At 62.3% G+C, this 22,051-nt stretch carries 25 protein-coding genes; 18 read left to right on the top strand and 7 right to left on the bottom strand.

Features of this window, described 5'->3' with window-relative positions:
- The 10 genes from BKX93_RS25000 (at nt 1) to BKX93_RS25650 (ending at nt 7,456) form a co-directional block, all read left to right on the top strand.
- Nucleotides 1-171, top strand: coding sequence for a hypothetical protein (locus BKX93_RS25000; protein WP_186009476.1), 171 nt, complete (start codon nt 1-3; stop codon nt 169-171).
- Between the two features lie 14 nt (nt 172-185).
- Nucleotides 186-1,058, top strand: coding sequence for an ATP-binding protein (locus tag BKX93_RS01540; protein WP_070978315.1), 873 nt, complete (start codon nt 186-188; stop codon nt 1,056-1,058).
- Nucleotides 1,055-2,092, top strand: a complete 1,038-nt coding sequence (locus tag BKX93_RS01535; protein ID WP_070978314.1) for a coiled-coil domain-containing protein — start codon at nt 1,055-1,057, stop codon at nt 2,090-2,092. Before BKX93_RS01540 ends, BKX93_RS01535 begins: the two co-directional genes overlap by 4 nt.
- Nucleotides 2,093-2,099: 7 nt before the next feature.
- Nucleotides 2,100-2,522 (top strand): single-stranded DNA-binding protein, encoded by a 423-nt coding sequence (locus tag BKX93_RS01530; protein WP_070978313.1) that lies wholly within the window; start codon nt 2,100-2,102, stop codon nt 2,520-2,522.
- A 97-nt stretch (nt 2,523-2,619) separates the two neighbouring features.
- Nucleotides 2,620-2,967 (top strand): helix-turn-helix domain-containing protein, encoded by a 348-nt coding sequence (locus tag BKX93_RS01525; protein ID WP_070978311.1) that lies wholly within the window; start codon nt 2,620-2,622, stop codon nt 2,965-2,967.
- Nucleotides 2,968-3,156: 189 nt separating this feature from the next.
- The gene (locus BKX93_RS24995; protein ID WP_186009475.1) at nt 3,157-3,315 is read left to right on the top strand and encodes a hypothetical protein; all 159 of its coding nucleotides are present in this window, start codon (nt 3,157-3,159) and stop codon (nt 3,313-3,315) included.
- Nucleotides 3,316-3,341: 26 nt separating this feature from the next.
- Nucleotides 3,342-3,854 (top strand): hypothetical protein, encoded by a 513-nt coding sequence (locus BKX93_RS23295; RefSeq protein ID WP_083340381.1) that lies wholly within the window; start codon nt 3,342-3,344, stop codon nt 3,852-3,854.
- A complete protein-coding gene (locus BKX93_RS01515; protein WP_070978309.1) occupies nt 3,851-4,804 on the top strand; it encodes a recombination-associated protein RdgC in 954 nt (317 codons plus the stop codon). Before BKX93_RS23295 ends, BKX93_RS01515 begins: the two co-directional genes overlap by 4 nt.
- A 74-nt stretch (nt 4,805-4,878) precedes the next feature.
- Complete coding sequence (locus BKX93_RS01510; protein ID WP_070978308.1) at nt 4,879-5,088, top strand: hypothetical protein; 210 nt, start codon at nt 4,879-4,881, stop codon at nt 5,086-5,088.
- A 451-nt stretch (nt 5,089-5,539) separates the two neighbouring features.
- The gene (locus BKX93_RS25650; RefSeq protein ID WP_070978304.1) at nt 5,540-7,456 is read left to right on the top strand and encodes a DNA cytosine methyltransferase; all 1,917 of its coding nucleotides are present in this window, start codon (nt 5,540-5,542) and stop codon (nt 7,454-7,456) included.
- A 24-nt stretch (nt 7,457-7,480) separates the two neighbouring features.
- Here the strand turns inward: BKX93_RS25650 and BKX93_RS01495 are convergent, their stop codons facing one another.
- Complete coding sequence (locus BKX93_RS01495; RefSeq protein ID WP_070978303.1) at nt 7,481-7,726, bottom strand: hypothetical protein; 246 nt, start codon at nt 7,724-7,726, stop codon at nt 7,481-7,483.
- 33 nt (nt 7,727-7,759) lie between these two features.
- Here BKX93_RS01495 and BKX93_RS01490 point away from each other — a divergent pair, with 33 nt between their 5' ends.
- From BKX93_RS01490 to BKX93_RS01470, 5 genes are read left to right on the top strand one after another with little or no spacing between them, the layout of a single operon-like run.
- The gene (locus BKX93_RS01490; RefSeq protein WP_222103277.1) at nt 7,760-8,545 is read left to right on the top strand and encodes a hypothetical protein; all 786 of its coding nucleotides are present in this window, start codon (nt 7,760-7,762) and stop codon (nt 8,543-8,545) included.
- Nucleotides 8,546-8,547: 2 nt separating this feature from the next.
- Nucleotides 8,548-8,964, top strand: coding sequence for a hypothetical protein (locus tag BKX93_RS01485; protein ID WP_070978296.1), 417 nt, complete (start codon nt 8,548-8,550; stop codon nt 8,962-8,964).
- Nucleotides 8,964-9,341, top strand: a complete 378-nt coding sequence (locus BKX93_RS01480) for a hypothetical protein (RefSeq protein ID WP_070978295.1) — start codon at nt 8,964-8,966, stop codon at nt 9,339-9,341. Before BKX93_RS01485 ends, BKX93_RS01480 begins: the two co-directional genes overlap by 1 nt.
- On the top strand, nt 9,329-10,354 hold the full coding sequence (locus BKX93_RS01475; RefSeq protein WP_070978294.1) for a hypothetical protein: 1,026 nt from the start codon (nt 9,329-9,331) through the stop codon (nt 10,352-10,354). Before BKX93_RS01480 ends, BKX93_RS01475 begins: the two co-directional genes overlap by 13 nt.
- Nucleotides 10,347-10,643 carry a hypothetical protein gene (locus tag BKX93_RS01470; RefSeq protein WP_070978293.1) on the top strand — a complete coding sequence of 99 codons (297 nt, stop codon included), beginning with the start codon at nt 10,347-10,349 and terminating at the stop codon, nt 10,641-10,643. The genes BKX93_RS01475 and BKX93_RS01470 overlap by 8 nt, the downstream gene beginning before the upstream one ends.
- 176 nt (nt 10,644-10,819) lie before the next feature.
- On the opposite strand, the gene BKX93_RS01465 is transcribed toward BKX93_RS01470, so the two are convergent.
- Entirely contained in the window at nt 10,820-11,470 is a 651-nt protein-coding gene (locus BKX93_RS01465) for a hypothetical protein (protein WP_070978292.1), read from the bottom strand.
- Between the two features lie 310 nt (nt 11,471-11,780).
- Between BKX93_RS01465 and BKX93_RS01460 the strand changes: the two genes are divergently transcribed.
- The 3 genes from BKX93_RS01460 to BKX93_RS01445 all read left to right on the top strand — a co-directional run bounded on the left by BKX93_RS01460 (nt 11,781) and on the right by BKX93_RS01445 (nt 16,032).
- Nucleotides 11,781-12,416 carry a nucleoside/nucleotide kinase family protein gene (locus BKX93_RS01460; protein WP_070978290.1) on the top strand — a complete coding sequence of 212 codons (636 nt, stop codon included), beginning with the start codon at nt 11,781-11,783 and terminating at the stop codon, nt 12,414-12,416.
- Between the two features lie 343 nt (nt 12,417-12,759).
- Entirely contained in the window at nt 12,760-14,025 is a 1,266-nt protein-coding gene (locus tag BKX93_RS01450; protein WP_145929198.1) for a tyrosine-type recombinase/integrase, read from the top strand.
- A gap of 36 nt (nt 14,026-14,061) precedes the next feature.
- Nucleotides 14,062-16,032, top strand: a complete 1,971-nt coding sequence (locus BKX93_RS01445; RefSeq protein WP_244887222.1) for a peptidoglycan D,D-transpeptidase FtsI family protein — start codon at nt 14,062-14,064, stop codon at nt 16,030-16,032.
- Nucleotides 16,033-16,069: 37 nt separating this feature from the next.
- On the opposite strand, the gene BKX93_RS01440 is transcribed toward BKX93_RS01445, so the two are convergent.
- Genes BKX93_RS01440 through BKX93_RS01420 form a run of 5 tightly spaced genes read right to left on the bottom strand, consistent with a single transcriptional unit; the run spans nt 16,070 to nt 22,010 of the window.
- Nucleotides 16,070-16,888, bottom strand: a complete 819-nt coding sequence (locus BKX93_RS01440; RefSeq protein ID WP_082107190.1) for a helix-turn-helix transcriptional regulator — start codon at nt 16,886-16,888, stop codon at nt 16,070-16,072.
- Nucleotides 16,889-16,923: 35 nt separating this feature from the next.
- Nucleotides 16,924-18,120, bottom strand: coding sequence for a mannose-6-phosphate isomerase, class I (manA, locus tag BKX93_RS01435; RefSeq protein ID WP_070978284.1), 1,197 nt, complete (start codon nt 18,118-18,120; stop codon nt 16,924-16,926).
- A complete protein-coding gene (ptsP, locus tag BKX93_RS01430; protein WP_070978283.1) occupies nt 18,117-20,609 on the bottom strand; it encodes a phosphoenolpyruvate--protein phosphotransferase in 2,493 nt (830 codons plus the stop codon). The genes manA and ptsP overlap by 4 nt, the downstream gene beginning before the upstream one ends.
- A gap of 44 nt (nt 20,610-20,653) precedes the next feature.
- The gene (locus BKX93_RS01425; RefSeq protein WP_046156458.1) at nt 20,654-20,947 is read right to left on the bottom strand and encodes a PTS fructose transporter subunit IIB; all 294 of its coding nucleotides are present in this window, start codon (nt 20,945-20,947) and stop codon (nt 20,654-20,656) included.
- A gap of 31 nt (nt 20,948-20,978) precedes the next feature.
- Nucleotides 20,979-22,010: a PTS fructose transporter subunit IIC gene (locus BKX93_RS01420; protein ID WP_070978281.1), complete on the bottom strand. Its 1,032-nt coding sequence runs from the start codon at nt 22,008-22,010 to the stop codon at nt 20,979-20,981.
- Nucleotides 22,011-22,051: the final 41 nt, after the last annotated feature.

The following is a 22,051-nucleotide window of genomic DNA, read 5'->3' as shown; positions in this document are numbered from 1 at the left end:
ATGAAACGAACCGAATGGAAGCAAGCCTGGCGCTTCGTCCGCGCCATGTGGCCGCAGATCAACCAGGGCGACGGATGGAAGCACCTCACCGCCCAGCAGCGCCAAGCCGCCAACCACCTCGACCAACGCAACACCGCAGCGCCAGCCCACAAGCTGGCGCTTCCGTTTTAAGACCGGAGACAATCATGCAATTCCATCAGGCACAGCGCAAAAAGGCCAAGCTACGGCTGGCACTGACTGGCCCCAGCGGAGCAGGCAAAACCTACGGCGCGCTCGTGGTTGCCAAGGGCCTGGGCGGCAAGATCGCCGTCATCGACACCGAGCGCGGGAGCGCATCGCTTTACTCTGACATCGTGGACTTCGATGTCTTGGAACTGGACCCGCCTTATACGCCTGAGCGCTTCCTTGAAGCGATGAAGGCCGCAGAGGCTGCCGGTTACAGCACGGTAATCCTCGACAGCATCACCCACGAATGGAGCGGCGTTGGCGGCTGCTTGGAAATGAACGACGCGCTGGCCAAGGCCAAATTCAAGGGCAACACCTGGTCGGCCTGGAACGAGACCACCCCGCGCCATCGCGCCTTCATCGACGCCATCCTTCGCTCGCCCATGCACGTCATCGCCACGATGCGAAGCAAGACCGAAACAACCCAGGTCGAGGAAAACGGCAAAAAGAAGGTCGCAAAGCTGGGCATGAAGTCTGAGCAGCGCGACGGGCTGGAGTACGAATTCACTGTCGTCCTGGACATCTCGCACGACGGCAATATCGCGCTGGCCAGCAAGGACCGGACGCGCCTCTTCGCAGACCCTGTCCGCCTGAGTGCCGAAACAGGCCAGCTGCTGCTGGAATGGCTGGAGAGCGGCAAAGACCCGGCGCAGATGATGGCCGAAGAGGTCGACATGGCCATCGAGGCGATGCGCGGCTGCGACAACCTGGGCTCGCTGCAGGGCATCTTCGCCGGCGCATGGAAGCGCTGCGACGAAGTGAACAAGGCCCGGCTGAAGGCTGAATACGATCAACTGAAGTCGGCACTGGAAACCAAGGAGCAAGCCGCATGACAACCGCCGCCCTCCCCGCCGTCTCGCTGGAGATCGACGCCAGCCAAGCGCCTACCATTTACACCGGCAAAGGCCTCAATGTGTATTTTGAGTACATCAAGGCCATGGTCAACGAAGTACCGGATCTGACCACCAAGAAGGGCCGCGACCGCATTGCCTCGCTCGCCTACAAGGTCAGCCAGAGCAAGACGGCTGTCGAGAAGCCGGGCCGCGACTACCTGAAGCTGGTCAAGGAGCTGCCAAAGAAGATCGAGGATGAGCTGCGCGACTTCGTCACGCAATGCGACGCCCTCCGCGACTCGGTTCGCAAACCTCTGACCGACTGGGAGGCGGAGCAAGCACGCATTGAGGCTGAACGCATAGCCGCGGAGAAGGCTGCCGAAGAGGCTGCTGCCCTCGCCCGCCAGATCGAAGCCGATCACGAAATCGGCCTGCTGATGAACCGCGAGCATGACCGCCTGGCCGAGGAGAAGCGCCAAGCTGATCTACGCGCCCAGCAAGAGCGTGAGGCCGAGATTGGTCGGCAGGCCGAAGAGAAAGCGCGACGCGAAGTTGAGGAGAAGGCCGAAGCCGAACGCCAAGAAGCCATGCGACGCGAACTGGAAGCCAAGCTCACCGCCGAGCGCGCGGAACAAGAGCGCCAGGCGGCAGAACAGCGCGCCAAAGACGCCGAGGCCCGCGCCGCCAGCGAGAAGGCCGAGGCCGAGGAGCGCATCCGCCAGGCCGAGGCGAAGGCCGAGCAGGACCGCCTGGAAGCTGAAGAACGCGCCAAGCAGGCCGCAATCCAGGCTGAAGCCAACCGCATCCGTGCCGCAGAGGAAGCTGCAGCGGCCGAGCGCCGCCGACTGGAGCGGGAAGCCGAGGCCAAAGCAACAGAAGAACGCCGTCGCGCAGCCGATACCGCCCACCGGGCCAAGGTGAACCGCGAGGCGCTGGACGACCTGATGGCCACCGGGCTGACCGAAGACCAAGCCAAGGCAGTGGTCTGCGCCATCGTCAAAAAACAAGTGCGCCACGTCGCCATCCAATATTGAGGACGCCATGAACAGCATCACCTTTGACGGCCGCCTGGCCGCCGACGCCGAACTGCGCTACACGCAGAGTGGAGAGCCGATCCTCACCTTCCGCGTGGCCAGCGACATCGGCTACGGCGACCGCAAGTCCACCAACTGGTTCAGCTGCCAGATTTGGGGCAAGCGTGGCGAGTCGCTGAAGAACTATCTGGCCAAGGGCCAGCAAGTGACCGTGTACGGCCAGCTGTTGCTGCGCGAGTGGCAGGACAAGGACGGCAACAAGCGCCTGTCTCCCGACGTCCGCGTCAACGAACTGAGCCTGCAAGGCGGCCGGCAGGAGGAAGGCGGACAGCCCTCGTCGCGCCAGGAACCGCCGGCCGCGCCGCGTCGTCGTGAGCAGCAATCGCCGCCGCCCATGGATGACTTAGACGACGACGGGATTCCCTTCTAACAATGCCAGTAACAGCCCATCGCCGGCGCATGTGGATACGCGCCGCCATGATCAAGCAAGCCCGCCTCGCGCGGGCTTCATCAATTCTGGAGCCACCATGCAAAACCCCCGTGACATCCGCCGCAGCACCGGCCTCAACCAGCAGCAGTTCTGGGGCGTCCTCGGCGTCACCCAATCCGGCGGCAGCCGGTACGAAAACGAGCGCAACATCCCCAAGCCGGTCCAGACCCTAATGAACGTGGTCCACGTCCACGGCATCGACCTGTCCAAGATCACAGCCGAGAACGCCCAGGTCATCCGCGCGCTGCTGGCCGGTGAACTGGATGTTTCCGCCCTGCTCAAGACCGCCGAGCACATGCGCAAGCTCTCGGCGGCCGCGGCCGGCATTGCAGCCGAGGCCGCGAACACTTCTTTGCTGGTTCATGGGCTGAAGGAGGCCGCATGAGCAAACAGCCCAAGCAGCAGCTGGAGAAATATCACGGTGAGCTGAATCTCCACATCACCGACGGCGAACACGATCTGCCGATGGGCCGAGCCCGCGTCGACTGGGAAGCCCCCCCCCGGCAGCAACTACTCCGGCGCCCATCTCTTCACCGCGGCGCTGCTGGGCGCTCAGCGCCATTTCTCAGCGCTGATGAAAGGCCTGGGCCTGCGTCACCGCTGGCGGATCTATGACGACGCCGGTAACAGCATCAGCCTGCAGGACTTCGACGCGAAGCTGGCCGAGGCCAAGGCGCTGAAAGAGCCGCTGACGTTGAAGCGGCTGGGTATTCAAACCGTTTCCATTGATTGATTCGCCTCAACACCCTGGAGAACCCCATGGATCAACGTACTACCGGCCTGTACCCGAAATTCACCGTGCGCCGCAACGATGGTCGCGACCAGTCCAGCGGCGACCGCGCTGGCGCCGAGTATTTTGTGCTTGACCTGACGTTCGACCCCTATGCCGTTCCCGCAGCTCTGGCCTATGCCGACGCCTGCCGCGCGCCGTTCCCGCGGCTGTCTGACGACATCGTCGCCAAAGTTTTCGCCCCGCGGACACCGCAACGCGATGAAAACGGCTGGTGGCTCCATCCGGTCCTGTGCTGGCAAGAGGATGAGTCCTTCCAGCTGAGGGAGTGGCTGGAAGGTTACGGCTACGAAATTTCCGTCATCGAGATGGACTGGGCCGAAAATAGCGACGAACTATTCGAGGCCCTGGAAGAAACCGGCAGTGTCTGCGGCTGGTTGCCCCTCAGCCCCGACGGTGAAGGCTGGTACCTGTCCGGAATCTACGACACTGACGATGGCCCCGCCGCCGCCTGGATTCGCAAGATACAGGAGGCTGCATGACCTGGTTCAACAACGCAACCCTGTTCCGGCTCACCGATGCGCCTGACGCCATCCGCCTGAGCGAGGCCCTGGCCAAGCGCCCGTTTCAACCCTGCATGGGACTGGATTGGTTCAGCGAAGGCTGGGTAGCGCCGGCCATCCACTTGGAAGAGCCGGTATTCGCAACGCGCGGGCACATGCTGGTGAGCCTGCTGCGCGAGGACAAGGTGCTGCCACCTGCGGTGATCCGCAAGGCCGTCGACGCCTTGGTCGCCGAGATCGAAGCCAAGGAGCTGCGCAAGGTCGGCCGCAAGGAGAGGCTGGCGCTGAAGGACCAAGTGACCGACGACTTGCTGCCGCGCGCCTTCGCGAAGCCGTCCCGCGTACCGGCGCTCATGGCTGGCGGCTGGCTGATCGCGGATACCGGCAGCGCGCCGCGCGCCGAGGCGCTGGTCTCCAAGCTGCGCGAGGCGCTGCCGCCCTTCCCCGCCGCGCTGCCGCGCACCCAGATCGTGCCGCGCACCGCGATGACCGACTGGCTGGCTGCCGGCGAAGCGCCGGGCGCGTTCGAGCTGGATGAGGATGCGGTGCTGAAGGATGGAAGCGAAAACGGCGCCGAGGTCCGCGTCAGCCGCATCAACCTGACCAGCGACGAGATCCGCCAGCACATCGCCACCGGCAAGCAGGCCACCAAGCTGGGCTTGATCTGGAACGAGAAGATCCGCTTCCAGCTGACCGACACGCTACAGCTGAAGCGCATCCAGTGGCTGGGCGTGCTGCAGGACGAGGCCAGCCAGGCCGGCGACGACCGCGAAAGCCTGTTCGAAGCCACCTTCATCCTGATGAGCGAAGAGCTCGGTGAGCTGGTGGAAGCGTTGGTGGAGGCGTTGGGTGGCCTGGAGGACAGCCAGGCTCGTCCAGGCGCAGTATCAACGACGCCGGCGCCCATGCCCGTCATGAGTACTCCCTAGGACTGAAGAGCCAAAACCCCAATGCCCGCTACATGCGGGCTTCTTTTTTGGCGCAAGCGCGCCAGGAGATGAGCATGAATACCCACATCAGCACCATGCGCTATGCGCTGGAAATCGCCACTTTGTCCCGGCTGCTCGACGAAAAGGAGCGCCACATCCAGATGCTGCAGGACACCATCGCCATCAAGGACGAGCAGTTGGCAACGATGGTGACGTGCGCCAAGGAGCTGGGGGATCGGCAGGCGGCGGCCGATGCGGTCGGTATCCCGAGGATTGCCGCTTAAGCAAGGCCACTGGCCGTTTAAGACGGCGTGTGGATTACGGGTACTGAACTTCCCACGTACCGTTTCTCGAGTCGTGCCATAGGATGCTGCGGCAATGCCTGCACTCATACATGGTGCGATGGGCATTCTCACCTCCCATCGTGGTCTGCTTGTCCAGGTGTTTTTTAACCTCATCGGCTCCGGCAGTGCCAGCAACTATCGGTCCACAGAATCCGCACATGATGAGCTCCTTTTCTCGTTGATGCTCAGGATTACCACCGACTGTGATGATTGTGAAGTGACCAGTGTTTAAACGCGGCCCATGCGGGCCATTATTCATGGAGCCAAGCATGAGCCTGTATCGGATATGCAGTCGCTGTGATTTCCGCAGGCCGCTGGCTGGCGGCGCGTATGTGACGACACCGAGCGGCGCCGGGAGCGAGTGGCGCTGCAAGATATGCAAGGACATCAAATGATCCGCGACCAATTCACGCTCGACCTGAACCGCGAGCTCATCATCGATAACTTCGCCGGCGGCGGCGGCGCTTCCACCGGTATCGAACTTGCGCTTGGGAGGCACGTCGACATCGCCATCAACCACGATCCTGAGGCCGTGGCGCTCCACAGCATCAACCATCCGCAGACCGACCACCATTGCGAAAGCGTTTGGGATGTGAACCCTCGCGACGTGACACAGGGGCGCCCGATCGGTCTGATCTGGTTCAGCCCGGACTGCAAACACTTCAGCAAAGCCAAGGGCGGAAAGCCGCGCAACAAGCGCATCCGCGGCCTGGCCTGGGTGACGCTGCGCTGGGCGTCGCTTCCGTGTCCCAGCAAACCACGCGTGATCTTCCTGGAGAACGTGGAGGAGTTCCGCACATGGGGGCCGCTGCTGAGCGATGGCAAGCCGTGCCCGAAGAAAAAGGGCCGCACCTTCAATAGCTTTCTGAACGCCCTTGCTCGACACGGATACAAGGTCGAGCACCGAGAGCTGCGCGGCATGGACTACGGCGCGCCGACCATCCGAAAACGCCTGTTCCTCATTGCCCGCAGTGATGGCCAGGCCATCGTCTGGCCAGCCCCTACCCATGGAGATCCGGACAGCGCCGAGGTGAAGGCCGGCAAGCTCAAACCTTGGCCAACGGCGGGCAATGACGTGATCGACTGGAGCATTCCGTGCCCGAGCATTTTCGAGCGCACGCGTCCGTTGGCGGAAAACACGTTGCGCCGCATCGCCCGCGGCATCAACCGCTATGTCCTGAACACGGCGAAGCCGTTCATCGTCAAAGTAAACCACGGTTACGATTATTTCCGCGGACAAGCGATCGACGACCCCATGCAGACCGTTACCGCCAAGCACGGCTATGGCCTGGTAGCGCCGGTGTTGACCGAGTGCGCCAATGCCAGCAGCCAGCGCTGCATGCCGGCCGATGAGCCGCTGCGCACGGTCTGCGCTGAAGTGAAGGGCGGGCATCATGCATTGATCGGCGCGACGCTGGTGGGGGCTGGCGGTCCGTCCTATGGCGGCAAGCCGCGAGCGGTCGACCAAGCCATGCCGACGCTGACGACCGAGTCGCACCACGCTGTTGCGGCCGCGACCTTGATCAAGCACTACGGAGGCAACTACAAGGGTGCCGGCGTGGATCTGGCTGGGCCGATGCACACAACTACTACCGTTGACCATCACGCACTGGTCGCCGCCCACATCACCAAGTTCCGATCCGGATCGACCGGATCTGGAGCCGACGAACCGCTACACACGGTGACGGCCGGCCCAAAAGAAAACCCCGCCGGCGCGCCGCATGCGATGGGAGTTGTCGCCGCCCATCTGGTCCGCCAATTCGGTAATAGCGACGCCGCGCCGGCCGGCGCGCCGGTCGGAACTGTCACTGCTGGCGGCGGAGGCAAGACCCAACTGGTGGCCGCCAACCTGCTGAAGCTGTACGGCACCAGCCAGGACGGACAGCCCGTCAGCCAGCCCATGCCCACGGTGACTGCCGGCGGCAACCACATCGCCGAGGTCCGAGCCTTCCTCGTGAAGTACTACAGCGAGGGCGGCCAGGATCAGAGCCTGTATGACCCACTGCATACCGTTCCCACCAAGGACCGCATGGGCCTTGTGACCGTCGCCGGCGTCGACTACCAAATTGCCGACATCGGCATGCGGATGCTGGAGCCGCGCGAACTCTACGCGGCGCAGGGCTTCCCGAAGACCTACGTAATCGACCCCGTCATCAACGGCCGGCGCCTGCCGAAGCACGCGCAAGTCCGGATGGCCGGCAACAGCGTCTGCCCACCGTTGGCTGAAGCGCTGGTGCGCGCCAACTGCGCGGACATGATGGCCTGGAGTAGCGCCGAGATGAAGCAACGCCGGAGCATCGCCGCATGACCTTTCCCTTCTACATCCGGCACGTTAGCGATACAGCCCCAGGTCAGACCCCGGAGGGGCCAACTTCAGCACTATCGAGTCATATCCCCAGCCAACAGCATTAACCACGACTGCGCAGACTGCGAGGCCGCCCGCCAGGGTGTACTGGCCATAAATGCCCCACACAATCGCCGCCAGCATCATTAAACCCCCAGCGATTTTTAGCACCGCCTGAATCATTCCCCTGAACGTCATCAGGACATGGAAAAGGATGCCTTTTAGCAGCTCCATGGCCGCCCCTTATGCAAAAGGAAGGATTTTCCCATGAACCCGCACCACCTGGAACTGATACCCGACACCGGCGCGGCGCTGGCAGCAGCCAACGCGGCCCACGCGGAAGGAGTGACCATGCCCAACGTCAATGAGAAGCCGATCCTGTTCTGCGCCGAAATGGTCCGTGCGCTACTGGCCGGCACTAAGACGCAGACGCGGCGGGTGGCAAAGCCGGTGAAGCATCCAGATTTTGGCAACCTGTACGAACCAGGTGCCATGGTGCTGGAACGCGAACCACAGCATGTCATTAACCGCGCATGCCCATACGGCCAACCTGGCGACAGGCTGTGGGTACGGGAGACCTGGGGGGTGATCAGCCACTCTTGGGACAAGGCCGGCAATATGGTCGATTGGGTGCCGGATCGGCCGGCCACACCAATCCTAGAACTGCCATTCGGCCGAGTTTACTACTCCGGCCACGTCATCTATGCGGCCGACGGCTATATGGAGTGGGCGGGCGATGACGATGGCGGCGGTGAGCCTCGGTCGGCATGGAAGCCCAGCATTCACATGCCGCGCACTGCCAGCCGCATCCTGCTGGAAATCACCGACGTCCGCGTCGAGCAGCTGCAGGACATTAGCGAGGCGGATGCGGTGGCTGAGGGGTGCGTCGCTGAGCCTTGCGACCACTCGCGGCAGAGCTGCGAGGACATCGGCTGCTACGGGCCGACAGCTGCAGGCGCATACCACTGGCTGTGGAATCGGCTCAACGGCGCCGGCAGCTGGGACGCAAACCCGTGGGTGTGGGTGATTGAGTTCAAACGAGTGGAGAAGTGACCATGCAACCCAACACCAAACCCGTCACGCCGCCGGAGTTCGTGGCCACATCCTACGCCCGCGCGTTCAATGCCTGCCAGGCGATGGTATCGGCGCAGCATGCCGGGCCTATCACTCCGGACATGATGGCCGCCTGGGATAACGGGCGGCGCGTCGTCAATGAGGCCGATGGCGCGCAGGCGCTGAAAGCCATCTCGATGCTGCAGGCGGCGCTGAAAGAGGCCGAGGACGAGCTGTGCCACCTCGGAGCCGAGCTAACGAATGAGGGGTGGGACACCTGGACCATCAAGTTGACGCTGGATGTGATCCGCATCGCGCTCTACGGCGGTGATGGCGACGGCCAGGGACCGGAGCATTTTGAATCCGCCCGGGCAGCGCTCCAAGCGCAGCGTGACAAAGAAGACAAGGAGACCGCGTGATGCAACCCAACACCAAACCCCGCCAGGCATGGAGCCACAACAACGACACATTCCCATGCGACACCCTGCGCGAGCTGATCAACAAATACGGTCTCGAGCCCGGCGATGTCGTGCATATCGGCGACGTGGAGGAGCATGGCACTGACTGGATAGACGCCAGTGACGTGATCGAACAGATCGCCGACCGCGGCGCCGATTATGGCGGCGAGTTTGCGGACGACTTCCCGGACGTGTCGGCCGAGGCCAAGGCCGAGTTGGATGCATTCCTGGCGCGTTGGCAGGCAGAACACTGCGTGGCCAGCTTCTTCCTGGTCGTAAACGTCCGGCAGCACACCATTACCGAAGCGGATATGGAGGAGGCAACATGCAACCCCTGACCCAACTGGCGGACTCGCAGAGCGGGCGCGGCCCATACGGCGTAGACGCCGACTATTTCCACCGCCAACTGCCGCGCATCATCCTGGGGCTGGAAAACTTCAGGCCGGCAGAACTGGCGCGTGAGTTCGCCCGCATGGCGATATCCGCAGACGCCGCCGCGGCCCGCGACGAACTGTTGCCGGCCACCAAGCATAGTGGCAATTCCAGAGACGAAGTATTGTGCATGGCCGCTCAGATGGCACTGGACTACATCGCCAGGATCCACGGCGCGCCAGCGAGGGATGATCTGGAGCTTGAGTCAGCATACGTCACACTCAGCCTAATGCGCGCCCTGGATCCCTACATGTCGGCCGCTGGAAAAGACCGCAATCGACAAACCCATGAAACCATCTGCGCTCTTTACAACGCCGGACGTTGTATCGACCTCCAGCAGCCCGCGCCGGCGATGACGCAAGTCGAACTTGACGTCATAGCAAACCTGGTCGAGTTGACCAGGTTCGTCACCCTGGCGATGGATGATAGCGAGGAGGAAGGACGGGTACACCTGATCGACTCCGACAATTTCGACTTTATCAGTGCCCAGCTGGATGGGCTGGATGAATTACCGGACGACAAGCCCGGCTACACACTCGGGCCGGCTGGTAAGGCGGAATGGGCTTTGCGCCGCTTGCTCGCCGCCGCGCCGCAGCTGGCCCAGCCCCAGCAGCCTGCCGTGATCGAAGAGATCGCCGCCGAGCGCCGGCGGCAGATCGAGGTCGAGGGATGGACGCCTGAGCATGATGACCAGCACACCGGCGGACAGCTGGCAGATGCGGCATCGTGCTACGCGCGGCTGGGTGCTGGATGGTCTATCGGGGCATCTCATCGCTGGTGGCCATTCGATTCACCTAGGCTGAATCCCGGAACGCGCCGCCAAAATTTGGTTAAAGCCGGCGCGCTAATTGTGGCCGAGTTGGAGCGGATCGACCGTGCCGCCGCGCCGCAGCCGAAGGAAGGGAGCAGCCATGACTGAAATAGTAGGGGAAAAGGAAGCACTACGTCGCCTTTATGCAGCCCTAAACAGTCCGTGGAAAGCCGGGCCGAAGTGGGCGACATATCAGAGACAGACCGTCGAGGCCGCCCTTGATGTGATCAAACAGCTTCACGACGCCGCGCCGCTGCCGGCCCAGCAACGCACGATCACCGACGACGAACTGCTTGATGCGTTTTGGCCTCATGTTGAAGTGCAGCGCACTGGCACGATTCGCGGGCTGGTCGATGGACTACGTGCTGTCGAGAAGCTGGTGGCACCGCAGCCGTAGGAAAGGGGTGAGTGATGGCCGTCTACGTTGACGACATGCGAGCCAACTACGAAGGAGACCCAGCAACGTTAACGTGGGAATCGCCTGCTATTTTCAGGGGAGTGGAGGCTGAAACTAATTTAATTGCCGCACATGGCTTATATAGATTTCCAAGCCATGCGCGGTAATAATTAATTTTAACGGCCGCCGAATTTGAACGTGTAGTAGGCGCTGATCGCGGTTGTCGATCTGCCGGGATTATATTCAATGATGTAATCGTTGCCAAATGTCAAAGGGCTATCTGTCACAATGACAATGGAGCCCCTGCTGTCGTTGCTCGGGACCGGGGTATGCTGCACTGCTTGGCCGGGAGAAACAACTTGGCTGCCATTAAATAAGTATATCCAGTCGAGGCTTCGGTTCGGCGTATTGCCATCGGGAGTAGAGTACTGGACAGTGAGATAGGTTTTCCCATCTTGGTTCTTCTGGTTGGTTACGATCAATGTTGTTACTTCGGATTTCAAGTATTGCCCATTGACCAATACTACAGTGGCGCAAATGGAATCGTTGCCGGTGTTGTTATTCACGATAAAACCGACCGTGTACGGTCCGTCGTTAAAGTCGTAGCCTTGAACCGTGAGAGTTACCTCTCCCTCAAGATCTGTTGCCGCTGCTATTGCAACTGGGTTGCCAGTAGCCTGAAACCCTGGCCATATACCAATCCTAGAATCCCTGGATGCGGAAATGGCCTTGTAGCTTGCCTTGACCGAGACCGTACTGGTGACAACCGTGTTGTAAACACGTGTACTTCCCATCACTGTTGAAGCCTTTTCGAAAATATCGCTCATTTCCCACTCCCAAAGTTAAGTATGGAATATTTACGCATCACCAATGAGGCTGAGGCGTAATGGGATTTTATAGTTAATTTATTTATTTGCTTGTGTATTTGAGGTGGAAATTCTGGCAAAAAGAACTGCATTTGTTAAAGTAGGAATCAAATATTTATTTATGATTAGAGATTTATCGAATCGCGAGGTGTATTTAGAAATTATTCTAATTAGGCTGATCGACTTTAAGTCTAGGTTAATATTACCATGAGAATTATATAGTTTCATGCTTAGGCCGCCTTAGAGCGGACCTTTCTATTTGGAGAAATCAATGCAACTGATAGGCCTAGCCGGGCCTCTGAAGTCCGGCAAAGACACCATCGCCGACTACCTCGTCGCCAGGCACGGCTTCGTGAAGGTCGGTTTCGCGGACAAGATCAGGGAGGAGCTGCAGACCATTGCATTCCCCTCTGCTTGGCATGACTTCACAAACCAAGACATCAAGGAGAATATTGATCCCGCTTTGGCGATTATGTTTTGCGCTGATCATGCATTTGTCGCCTGGCTTGTGCATCGGAAAATACTCGAACACTCAGCAAGCGACTATCGCTATGCCCGATCTCCCCGCTGGCTCCAGCAGCAGTGGGGCGACTACCGCCGCGCGACGGCCGGCTGGGACTATTTCATCTGCGCGGTGCGCGAGCGCATCGAGGCATCAACGGCGCCGGTTGTCGTGTCCGGCCTACGCAATGCCGCAAGCGCCCCGATCCCGACCGCCGAGGCCGATTTGATCCGGCAGCTGGGCGGCTGGGTCTGGCACATCGACCGGCCAGGCTTCGAGGCGTCAGCCGAGCACACGACAGAAATCGCCCTACCGCGCCACGCGCGCGACCTCACCATCGACAACGACAGCGACGTCGAGGCACTGCTCGAAGTCGTCGACCTGACCATCGGGGCACTGGCATGAAGCAGAACACCCCGCTCACGAAAAGGCCGCCCACGTTGGCGGCCTTGTTGTTTCCGCAAGCCGTGCCGGAGAGTATGCGCGCCCTGCCCTCTACCCTCCATCTGGAGCGGCACAACAAGGGCCAGTCGTTCAGCCCGGCGCACTGGCCGCGAAAGCACTCATCGCAAGAAATGATATAAGGAGGGAAAATGGATAACCAGATCGCCTACCTTCCCATTACTTGGGTCCGAGCTGACATGTATTGCCGTTGCACAGGCGAGCCCATGGACGCCGTTTCGGTCAGAATACGAGAAGGCCATTGGGCAGCCGGCAAGCATTATAAACGCACGGCGCAGCGCGTTCTTTGGATCAATTTGATAGAGGCAGCAAAATGGGTCGAGCAACAGCCGAACGTCGAAGGAGTCTTCCAGAAGGGGTCGAAGTCCGGGAAGGATCGCGAGGAAGCAGCATAAGAATCAGCTTTATCTGGAATGGCGAGCGGCGCAAGGAATCACTAAAAATCGAAGCGACTGCATCAAATATCAAGTATGCATCCAGATACCGCAGTGAGGTACTTAATGCGATTGAGCGCGGCACCTTCGATTACGCCAGATTCTTTCCAAAATCCTCCGAGGCTCGCAAGTCAGGAACCCCAAAACGCCAAACATTCCAAGCAGCATGGGATGCCTATATTGATGGAGCCAAAAAACTCGCCATCCTCTCCCCCTCCTCAATACTGAGCATGAAGAAATGGGCAAAGGCCCGAGTGCTTCCGAAATGGGGAGATTACAAACTCAATGAAATATCAACACCCGACCTGCGGGATTGGATTATATCCCTAAATGAGTCCCTGTCTTCCAAGTCGATTAAAAGCTGCGTTGGTATCGTCTCTAATATCCTGTCACAAGCGGCGACAGACCAGCTCATTCCAAATAATCCACTTGATCCCATAAAACTCAGGACTGTTATTGCGAGAAAACAAAAGCCAACGGAGGATGAGGCGGACCCATTCAATGACGAAGAGGTGAAAGCGCTTTTAACGGCTTGCAAATCGACCGAATATAGGTCGCTTATTCAGTTCGCTTTTAGCACTAGCCTTAGAATCGGCGAACTTATCGCTCTAAAGTGGGAGCATATAGACGAATCCAGGGGGATGATTCAGGTCCGTGACAATGCCGTCGACTCAGAAGAAGGGCTAGTCGAAAAAGGAACAAAGACGAATCGAGTCAGAGAGGTGCCGCTACTCCCTGCCGCCAGGGATGCCATAGCCTCAATGAAGCCTATTACCAGGCTTCTAGCCATCGGCGGATACATCTTCATAAATCCAAACACACGTCGGCGCTGGAGCGGCGAGAGAACATTGATCGATCACTGGAGAAAGGTCGTCACTGCCTCAGGCATCCGATACCGCAATCCTTATCAGACCAGGCACACCTTTGCATCAAAGCTCTTGCTCTCAGGGGAGCCTGAGCTTCTTGTGGCCAAGCTACTTGGGCACACGACAGTGGAAATGGTCCGCAGGCACTATGGCAGATATATAAAGTCGGCAGATGGCCTCAAGCTTGCTGGGGAATATGATGAGTTTGGCCGGATTGACGAAACGCCCCGCCAGCGCCCCAAGTTGGCATAAGCTATCGTCAAACCCTTATACGACAAGGCTTGTTCGGTGAGTTCGAATCTCACCGCTTCCGCCAATAAAAAGCCATTTTCAAAATGGCTTTTTATTGCTCCACTCAACGCCAGCCCCAGGCAAGCTGGAGCTGTCCCGTCGCTTGTCCATACAGGCTCTTCATCACGAGCCCCTCCGTTACATTCGTTACAGAAAGCCGCGTTTACGCCGCCCCCTGCCTCGCCTAGCATCCGGAGATTCACTCCCAGCAAGGCTAAAGGTATCCGCGGCATGCCCGTCCGTCATCGCCAGCCCTCTTCGACGCGCGTCGGCGCGAAAATGTCGACTTTCCGCGCCCGCATGGTCGCCGGCCTGCTTGGCCTTGGCCTCATCACGCTGTTGCTTCGCGCAGCCTACCTGCAATTCGTTCAACAGGATTTTCTGCAAAAGCAGGGAGAAATCCGTTTCTTGCGCACGCTGACGCTGGAAGCCGGCCGCGGCGCCATCGTCGACCGTCACGGCCGGCTGCTGGCTTCCAGCAGCCCGGTGAAAAATATTTGGGCCAGTCCGGAGATGCTTCCCGCTCTGGCTACCTCGCAGTTGCGCGATCTGGCCGAGTTGCTGGACCTTTCCCCGGAGTCGCTGCGCCGCAAACTCACCGGCGACGGCCGCGACTTTGTCTACCTGAAGCGGCGGCTCGACCCACACACGGCAGGCAAGATCATGGCGTTGCGCATTCCAGGCATTTTTTCCGATTCCGAGTACATGCGCTTTTACCCTGCAGGCGACGCGGCCGCCCATCTGGTGGGCTTGACCGATGCCGACGGCAAAGGGCAAGAGGGAATCGAACTGAGCCTGGAGCGCAAGCTCGCCGGCAAGGATGGGACGCGGCAGGTGCTGAAAGACCTGCGCGGCCAGATCATAGCGGACGCCTCCCGCATCCTGCTCCCGACGGACGGCCAGACTGTCGCTCTGACCATCGACGCCCGCATCCAGTATCAGGCGCACAAGGCGATAGCGTTTGCCGTGGCGGAGCACAAGGCCAGATCCGGCAGCGTAATCGTGTTGGACGCGCAAAACGGCGAGTTGCTGGCCGCCGCCAACTACCCTACGTTCAATCCCAACAATCGCCGATCGGCGCAGCCTGAGGCCATGCGCAACCGGGGCATGGTGGACGCGTTTGAAGCGGGGTCGGTAATGAAACCGTTCGCGATGGCTCTGGCGCTGCAAGACGGCCATGTCACGCCGCAAACGGTGCTGGATACGCAAAGCTACAAGATAGGGCCCGCCCTGATCCGGGACGTGGCGCCGCGCGCCAGCCTCGACATGCTGGGCATCCTGCAAAAATCCTCCAATGTCGGCACCAGCAAACTGGCCCTGATGTCCAAACCAGAGCGGTTCTGGCATTTCTACAACGACTTGGGATTCGGCAAGGCGCCCGGGACGGGCTTCCCGGGAGAGGCCAGGGGCACGCTGCGCGACTGGAGGAAATGGCGTCCGATAGACCAGGCGACGATGTCGTTCGGCTACGGCATCTCCGGCAGCCTGCTGCATCTGGCCCGCGCCTACACGGTCTTCACTACCGGTGGATTGCTGCTGCCGGTATCGCTTCATTCCCGGGAAACATCCCCGCCGGCGCAGAGAGTCATCGATGAACGCATCGCTGCGACCATGCGCGAATTGCTGGTCGCCAACAGTCGACAGGGCGGCGGCGCGCTGGCTGCGCGCGTGCCCGGCTACAGCATGGGCGGCAAGCCCGGCACTGCGCGCAAGCTGATCGAGGGCCGCTACGTGGCCGACAAGCACCGCGCTTCCTTCATTGGCTTCGCCCCTGGCCAGCATCCGCGCGTCATCGTCGCGGTGACCGTGGACGAGCCAAGCGCGGGGAAATACTACGGCGGCGCGGTGGCGGCCCCGATTTTCGCGCGCGTCGCCGGCGATGCGCTGCGCATCCTCAACGTGAAACTGGACGAACCGGGCCAGCCCATCCTGTCGCCGGATCAACTGGAAATCGCGCCTGATGCCTGATATCCAACCCGCTGCGGCCCGATCCCAAGCAATGGCCTCAGGCGAATTCCCGTCGATACGCGCAGGGCGTTATCGCGAAACGCTGCTTGAAGACTCGATGAAAATAATTGACATCGACGTAGCCGCAGCGGGCGGCGACTGCGCTCAGCGGCAGCTGGCCCTGGCGCAACAAGGCCTTGGCCAGGTCCAGCCGGGCATGAGCCAAAAATTCGCAGAAACCGTGTCCCAGATGCTGGCGAAACAGCCGGGACAGGTGGGTGGTGGAGATGCCGAAACGCAGCGACACGTCCTCGCGCGTCAGCGGCGCGTACAGGTGCTCGCTGATGTACAGGCAGATGGCGCGAAACTGATTGCCGCCCTGCTGCCACTGGCTGTCGCGCGCCTCATCGTATAGCGCCTGCAGCAAGGCCAGCAGCGCCTGGCCTTGAAAACGCAGCGCCTCAGGGGCTGCGCCGTCCCGGCACAGGCCGGCCATCACATCCAGCATGCCGTTCAGGCTGCCGCGCTGAGCCAGCACCATGCTTTCCTTGTGGGTGCTGATCACGCCCTGCGGGCCGGATCGCACCAGGCTGAAACCTATCCGCGCGTAGTCGAACAGGATGTGCAGCACCTCGCCGTTGGCGCACCAGTTAGGCAAGGTCCAGTGCTCGGCCGGGATGAAAAGCGCTTCCTGCGCCGACAGGCAAGCATTCTCGCACCCTTCGTGACTGTAGTGATAGCGGTTGGACAGCACCAGATCCAGGCGTGGGAAATGCACCTGGTAAGCGCCTGCCGGCATGTGTTTTCCAGCCGGCGCATGGCTCAAGCGCGCCAAGGTGGACGGCCAGCTCAGGCGAAAGGACGGGTGCGGCGCCATGTCTTATCCGGTCTCAATCTGAACTATCCGCCACCTTACCACCCGCCGGCCAGCGGGCAAAACGCCCGATAAGCCAACGCCAGTCGTCCGGCGCGCGCTTCGCACGTCAGTCCGGGTTGCAGCAAGGCGCTCTGCCCCTGTTCCAGCGCCAGCTCGCCAGCAGCATGCCGCAGGCTCAGGCTGCCGTCCACCACCAGCAACACTTCCGGACCTTCGCTGCGCCACGCTGCGCCCTCTCCCTCGCCCAACAGCAACTGGTCCAGCGCGAAATAATCCCCGCCGCAACGCGGATACGCTCTCAACCCGCAGCCATCCGGCGCGGCCATCACCCTGGGGCTGACCGGCGCGTCGTCCATCACCGCCAGCAACGCTTCCACATCCACCGGTTTGTCGGTGAGGCCGGCGCGCAGCACATTGTCGGAATTGGCCATCAGCTCGATATTGCGGCCATGCAGATAGGCGTGCGGCAAGCGCGCCGGCTGAAAGATGGCCTCGCCCGGCCTCAACCCCACCAGATTGAGCAGATAGCAGCCGAATACGCCCCGGTCCTCGGTCCGAATGCCCACCAGCCGCCGCGCCCAATGATCCGGATCATCCGGCCCGGCATCGCCGTCCGCCGTCAGCCTGCGCCACAGCGGGCGCAGCAACGCGGCGATCTCCTCCTGCGGCAATCTAAGCAAATGGCGATGCAGCCCCGCGCCGCCTTCCCGCGCCAACCGCTCACGCAATGGTTGCCACTCCGGCTGGCGCGCCAACAGCGCGTCGATCTGCGCATCCGGCCGCAATCCATGCAACAGCCAGAACGGAGACAGCGCCACCATCATCTCCGGTTTGGGGTAGGAGTCGCGATAATTGCGGCGCGGATCGCCCAGGGCCAGTCCGGCGGCGTTGTCGCGGGCGAAGCCCTCCCTCGCCTGCGCCTCGTCCGGATGCGCCTGGATCGACAAGGGCGCATCCACATCAAGCACCTTCATCAGAAAAGGCAGCCGGGGGCCATGGCGGCGGATCACCGCTTCGCCCAGAAAGGCTAGCGGCTGATGGGCAATGGCATAGTGCAGCGGCTGCGGGCCCTGCGGCGTCGCGATCACCGATGGCGCCTCTTCGTGCGCGCCCAGCCACCACTCGGCGAAATGCTGTTGTCCGGCGTTGTCCAGACCCAGCATGCCGGGAATGAATCGACGCCCGCCCCAGGCATAGTGCTGGGCCAGCCCGTGCATGGGAAACGCGCTCATGCCGCGCCCTCCAGTCTGTCCCGCAGCAGCGCCAGCAAGCGTTCGGGATCGCGCTCTGCGCGCAGCGCCTGGCGGAAATCCTCGTGCATCACCAGCCGGGCCAGCCGCGAGAAGAATTTCAAATGCGCGGCGCCGGCGTCGGCCGCGTTGAAAGCCAGCAGCAGCACCATGTCCACCGGCTGCCCGTCGCTGGCGCCCCAGTCCACCGGTTGCGCCAATCGGGCCAAGCACAGCGTGGGATGCAGCACATGCCCCGACTTGGCATGAGGAATGGCGAAACCATGCCCCAGGCCGGTGGAGTAAGCCTGCTCGCGCAGCCACAGGTCTTCCTCCATGCCGTAGCGGTCATCGCAACGCTCCAGCAGCCACAGCCTGTCCACCAGGCCTTTGATCGCCGCCGCCTTGCTGCCCCAGGCGGCATCGGGCATCAGGCAGTCGGCGGTCAGCATCGGCAACGCCGGCCGGGCCGCAGCTGCGGCCACCAGCGCCCTCACCTCCGCGCCGTCTGCGCATGCCAGCGCCCGCCCCAGCAGCTCGCGGCAGCGGTCGGCGTCCAGTTCGCGCAGACGCCGCCGGCATTCCTGCAGCGAGGGCGCGCTCATGCTCAATTCGTCCAGTCCCATGCCCAGGAACAACGGCAACGCGTGCGGCGCGGCGGCGGCCTCGCCGCACAGCCCTATCCAGCGCCCATGTCGATGGATGGTGGCCGCGGCCTGATTCAGCGCCGCCAGAAAAGCCGGGTGCAGGCTGTCGTACAGATTGCCCACCCGTTCGTTGTCCCGATCGGCGGCGAACAGATACTGCGTCAGGTCGTTGCTGCCCACGCTGAAGAAGTCTACCTCGCGGCAGAAGGCGTCCAGTTGGAACAGCACCGACGGCACCTCCAGCATGATGCCGAGTGGAACCGGCTCCGCCCTTCCCAGCGCGGCGCGCTCCTCCTCCAGCAACCTTCTGGCCCAGCGCGCTTCGCCCAGCGTCGCGACCATGGGGATCATGACCTTGACCGGCCCCAGCGCGCTGGCGCGCAAGATCGCCCGGAGCTGGGCGCGGAACGCCGCCTCCTGGTCCGGGTACATGCGGATGGCGCGGTAGCCGAGAAAGGGGTTGCTCTCCTGCGGCGCGGGGAGGCAACGCGCGGGCTTGTCACCGCCGATGTCGAAGGTTCGGATGATCACCGGCCGGCCGGCCGCCAGCCTCACCACCTCGGCGTAGCATTGGAATTGCTCATCCTCGCCCGGCGGTTCGTCGGCATCCATGAACAGCATTTCCGTGCGAAACAGCCCCACCCCGTCCGCGCCTTGGGCGAAGCCCAGCTGCGCCTCAGCGACGGAGGCGATGTTCACCGCCAGCTCCAGCCGATGGCCGTCGGCGCTGGCGGCGATGCCGCCGCTGGCCTTGGCCAATCGTTGCCGCTGCGCAGCCAGCAGCGCCTCTTCTTCTCGATAGTAATCGAGCACGACCGTATCCGGGCTCTGGAACAGGGCCCCCAAGCCTGCATCCAGCACCGCGGTCCGGCCGATGCCGTCGGCGATGGCGGCCCGCTGCACGCCGGTCAAGACCGGCAGTGAAAACGCCCGCGCCAGAATGATGGTGTGCGAGGTCAACCCGCCGCGCGCCAGCAGCAGCCCTTTGACCTTGTCCCTATCCAGCGCCAGCAGCTCGCTGGGCGCCAGATCCTCCGCCCATAGCAGCGCGGCTTCCGGCAATGCCTCCCCCGCCCGCTGGATTTCCGGCGCGAGCGCCTCCAGCAACCGGCGTCCGACATCGCGGATATCCATCTCCCGCTCGCGCAGGTATTCGCTGGCCGACTTGGACAACTGCGCGCGGTAATGGGCGACCACAACCGCCACCGCCCGCGCGGGACCCGCGCCGTCGGCCACGGCGGCATCCAGCCGGGCGCGGAAATCCGGATCGCTCAGAATGGCCAGATGGGCGCGCGACACCCCCGCCGCCTCGCCGCCCTGGCGCTCTGCCTGCTGCCGCAGTTGCTCAGCCAGCGCGCGGCGCGCCACAGCCAGCGCGGCAAGATCGGCATCGCGGTCCGTGGACAAGGGCAGCTCGGCCGGCTCCGGCATGCGGAAGCCGCGATGAACGCACAGCTCTCCAATCGCCACGCCCAGTCCCGCCGGCTGGCCGAAACATGGCGACGGCGAGAGTTCGGCCAGGCTTCGCGGCAACGCCCGGCTGGCCGCGGGAGCCGCCGCCACCGGCTCGTCGCAGCACGGCAGCGTCTGCCTCAAGAAGCGGCCCAATTCGTCCGCGACCCGCGCAGCGCCCTCGCCGTCGATTTCGATATCGACGACGTCGTTGAACAGGATGTCCCCTCCTATCAGGCTGAGCACGCTCTTGGCGTCGGCCCATTGGCCGTTGCGCTGGTTGCGCCAGCGGATGGCGGCGCCGAAACCGGCGCAGAACTCCGCGATCCGGCTGGCGGGGCGGGCATGGATGCCATTGGGCAGCGGACAGATCAAAGTAAGGCTATGTGACATACGACTGCTTTCCTGATGCGCCGGGCCGGGCGGCCCGGCCGGGTTCACAGAAGCGCGAAAACCGCGGTGGCGTCTTTCAACACCTTCTGGATCGGCACCCGCACAACGCGCTTGTCCTCGAAGCGCTCCTCGCCCTCGATGGCGATGTCCACCGCCAGCAACACCACGTCGGCAGCCAGGATGTCCCGGTTGGACAGCTCGTTCTCTATGCCTATCGCGCCCTGGGTTTCCACCTTGACGTCGTGGCCCAGCTGGCGGCCTATGCTCTCCAGTTTTTCCGCGGCCATATAGGTGTGGGCGATGCCGGTCGGGCAAGCGGTGATGGCGACAACTTTCATGATCGATTTCCTTTGGCAGTGATGCGGCGGTTCAGGCGGTCGGCGCGGATGCGCCGCTCCTGGCCTTGAGCAGGTTGATGACGATGGCGACCAGCAGCACGCCGCAGGCGATGGCCAGGCCGAACATCAGCCGGTTGTCCACCACCGGCAGCACGATGGGGCCGCCGTGCGGCGCGTGGTCGCCCACGCCGCCCAGCATCGCGATCATGCCGCCCAGCGCCGAGCCGGCGACAATGGTGGGAATCACCCGCAGCGGATCGGCGGCGGCAAACGGAATGGCGCCCTCGGTGATGCCTATCATGCCCATGCCCAGCGCGGTGGAACCGGCCTCCCGCTCCTGCTCGCTCCACAGTGACTTGCGCAGCTTGGTGGCCAAGCCGAGGCCCAATGGAGGAATGCTGACTGCGGCGGCCACCGCTCCCATCACCTGATACTGGCCTTCCGCGATCATGCTGGCGCCGAAAAAGAAAGCCACCTTGTTGACCGGGCCACCCATGTCGAAGGCCACCATCGCGCCCAGCAAGGCGCCCAAGACCATCGCGTTGGCGCCGCCCATGGATTTGAGCCAGGCGCCCATCGTCACCATCAGGTCGGCGATCGGCACGCCCAGCACCTCGAACATCAACGTTCCGATCGCAAACGACGACAGGATGGGAATGATCAGGATGGGCATCAGCGGTTTCAACGCCTTGGCCACTGGCATCTTCTTCAGCAGCTCCACCACCCAGCCGGCCAGCAGACCGGCGATCAGCGCGCCAAGGAAGCCTGCGTTGACAGTATGGGCGATCTGGCCGCCCACCATGCCGGCCACCAGCGCGGGCTTGCCTGAGCGGGCATACGCAATGTAGCCGGCCAGCACCGGCAGCAGCAGCGCGAAAGCGCTGCCGCCTATGTCCAGGATCAGCTTGAGCAAGGGCGCGTGGCTGAAATCCGGCCCCTTGCCGGTCATCGGCGCCAGCGAAATGGCCAGCGCGATCAGGATGCCGCCACTGGCGATGAAGGGGATCACATGCGATACCCCGGTGAGCAAATACTGCTTCCATTGTTCCAGACGGGCCTGCATGTCCTCTCCTCCTCTTGATGTGTGGGGAAAGGCTACAGCAG

Source organism: Chromobacterium vaccinii (genome assembly GCF_001855275.1).
GTDB lineage: Bacteria > Pseudomonadota > Gammaproteobacteria > Burkholderiales > Chromobacteriaceae > Chromobacterium > Chromobacterium vaccinii.
This window is presented reverse-complemented; position numbering and strand designations above follow the sequence as displayed.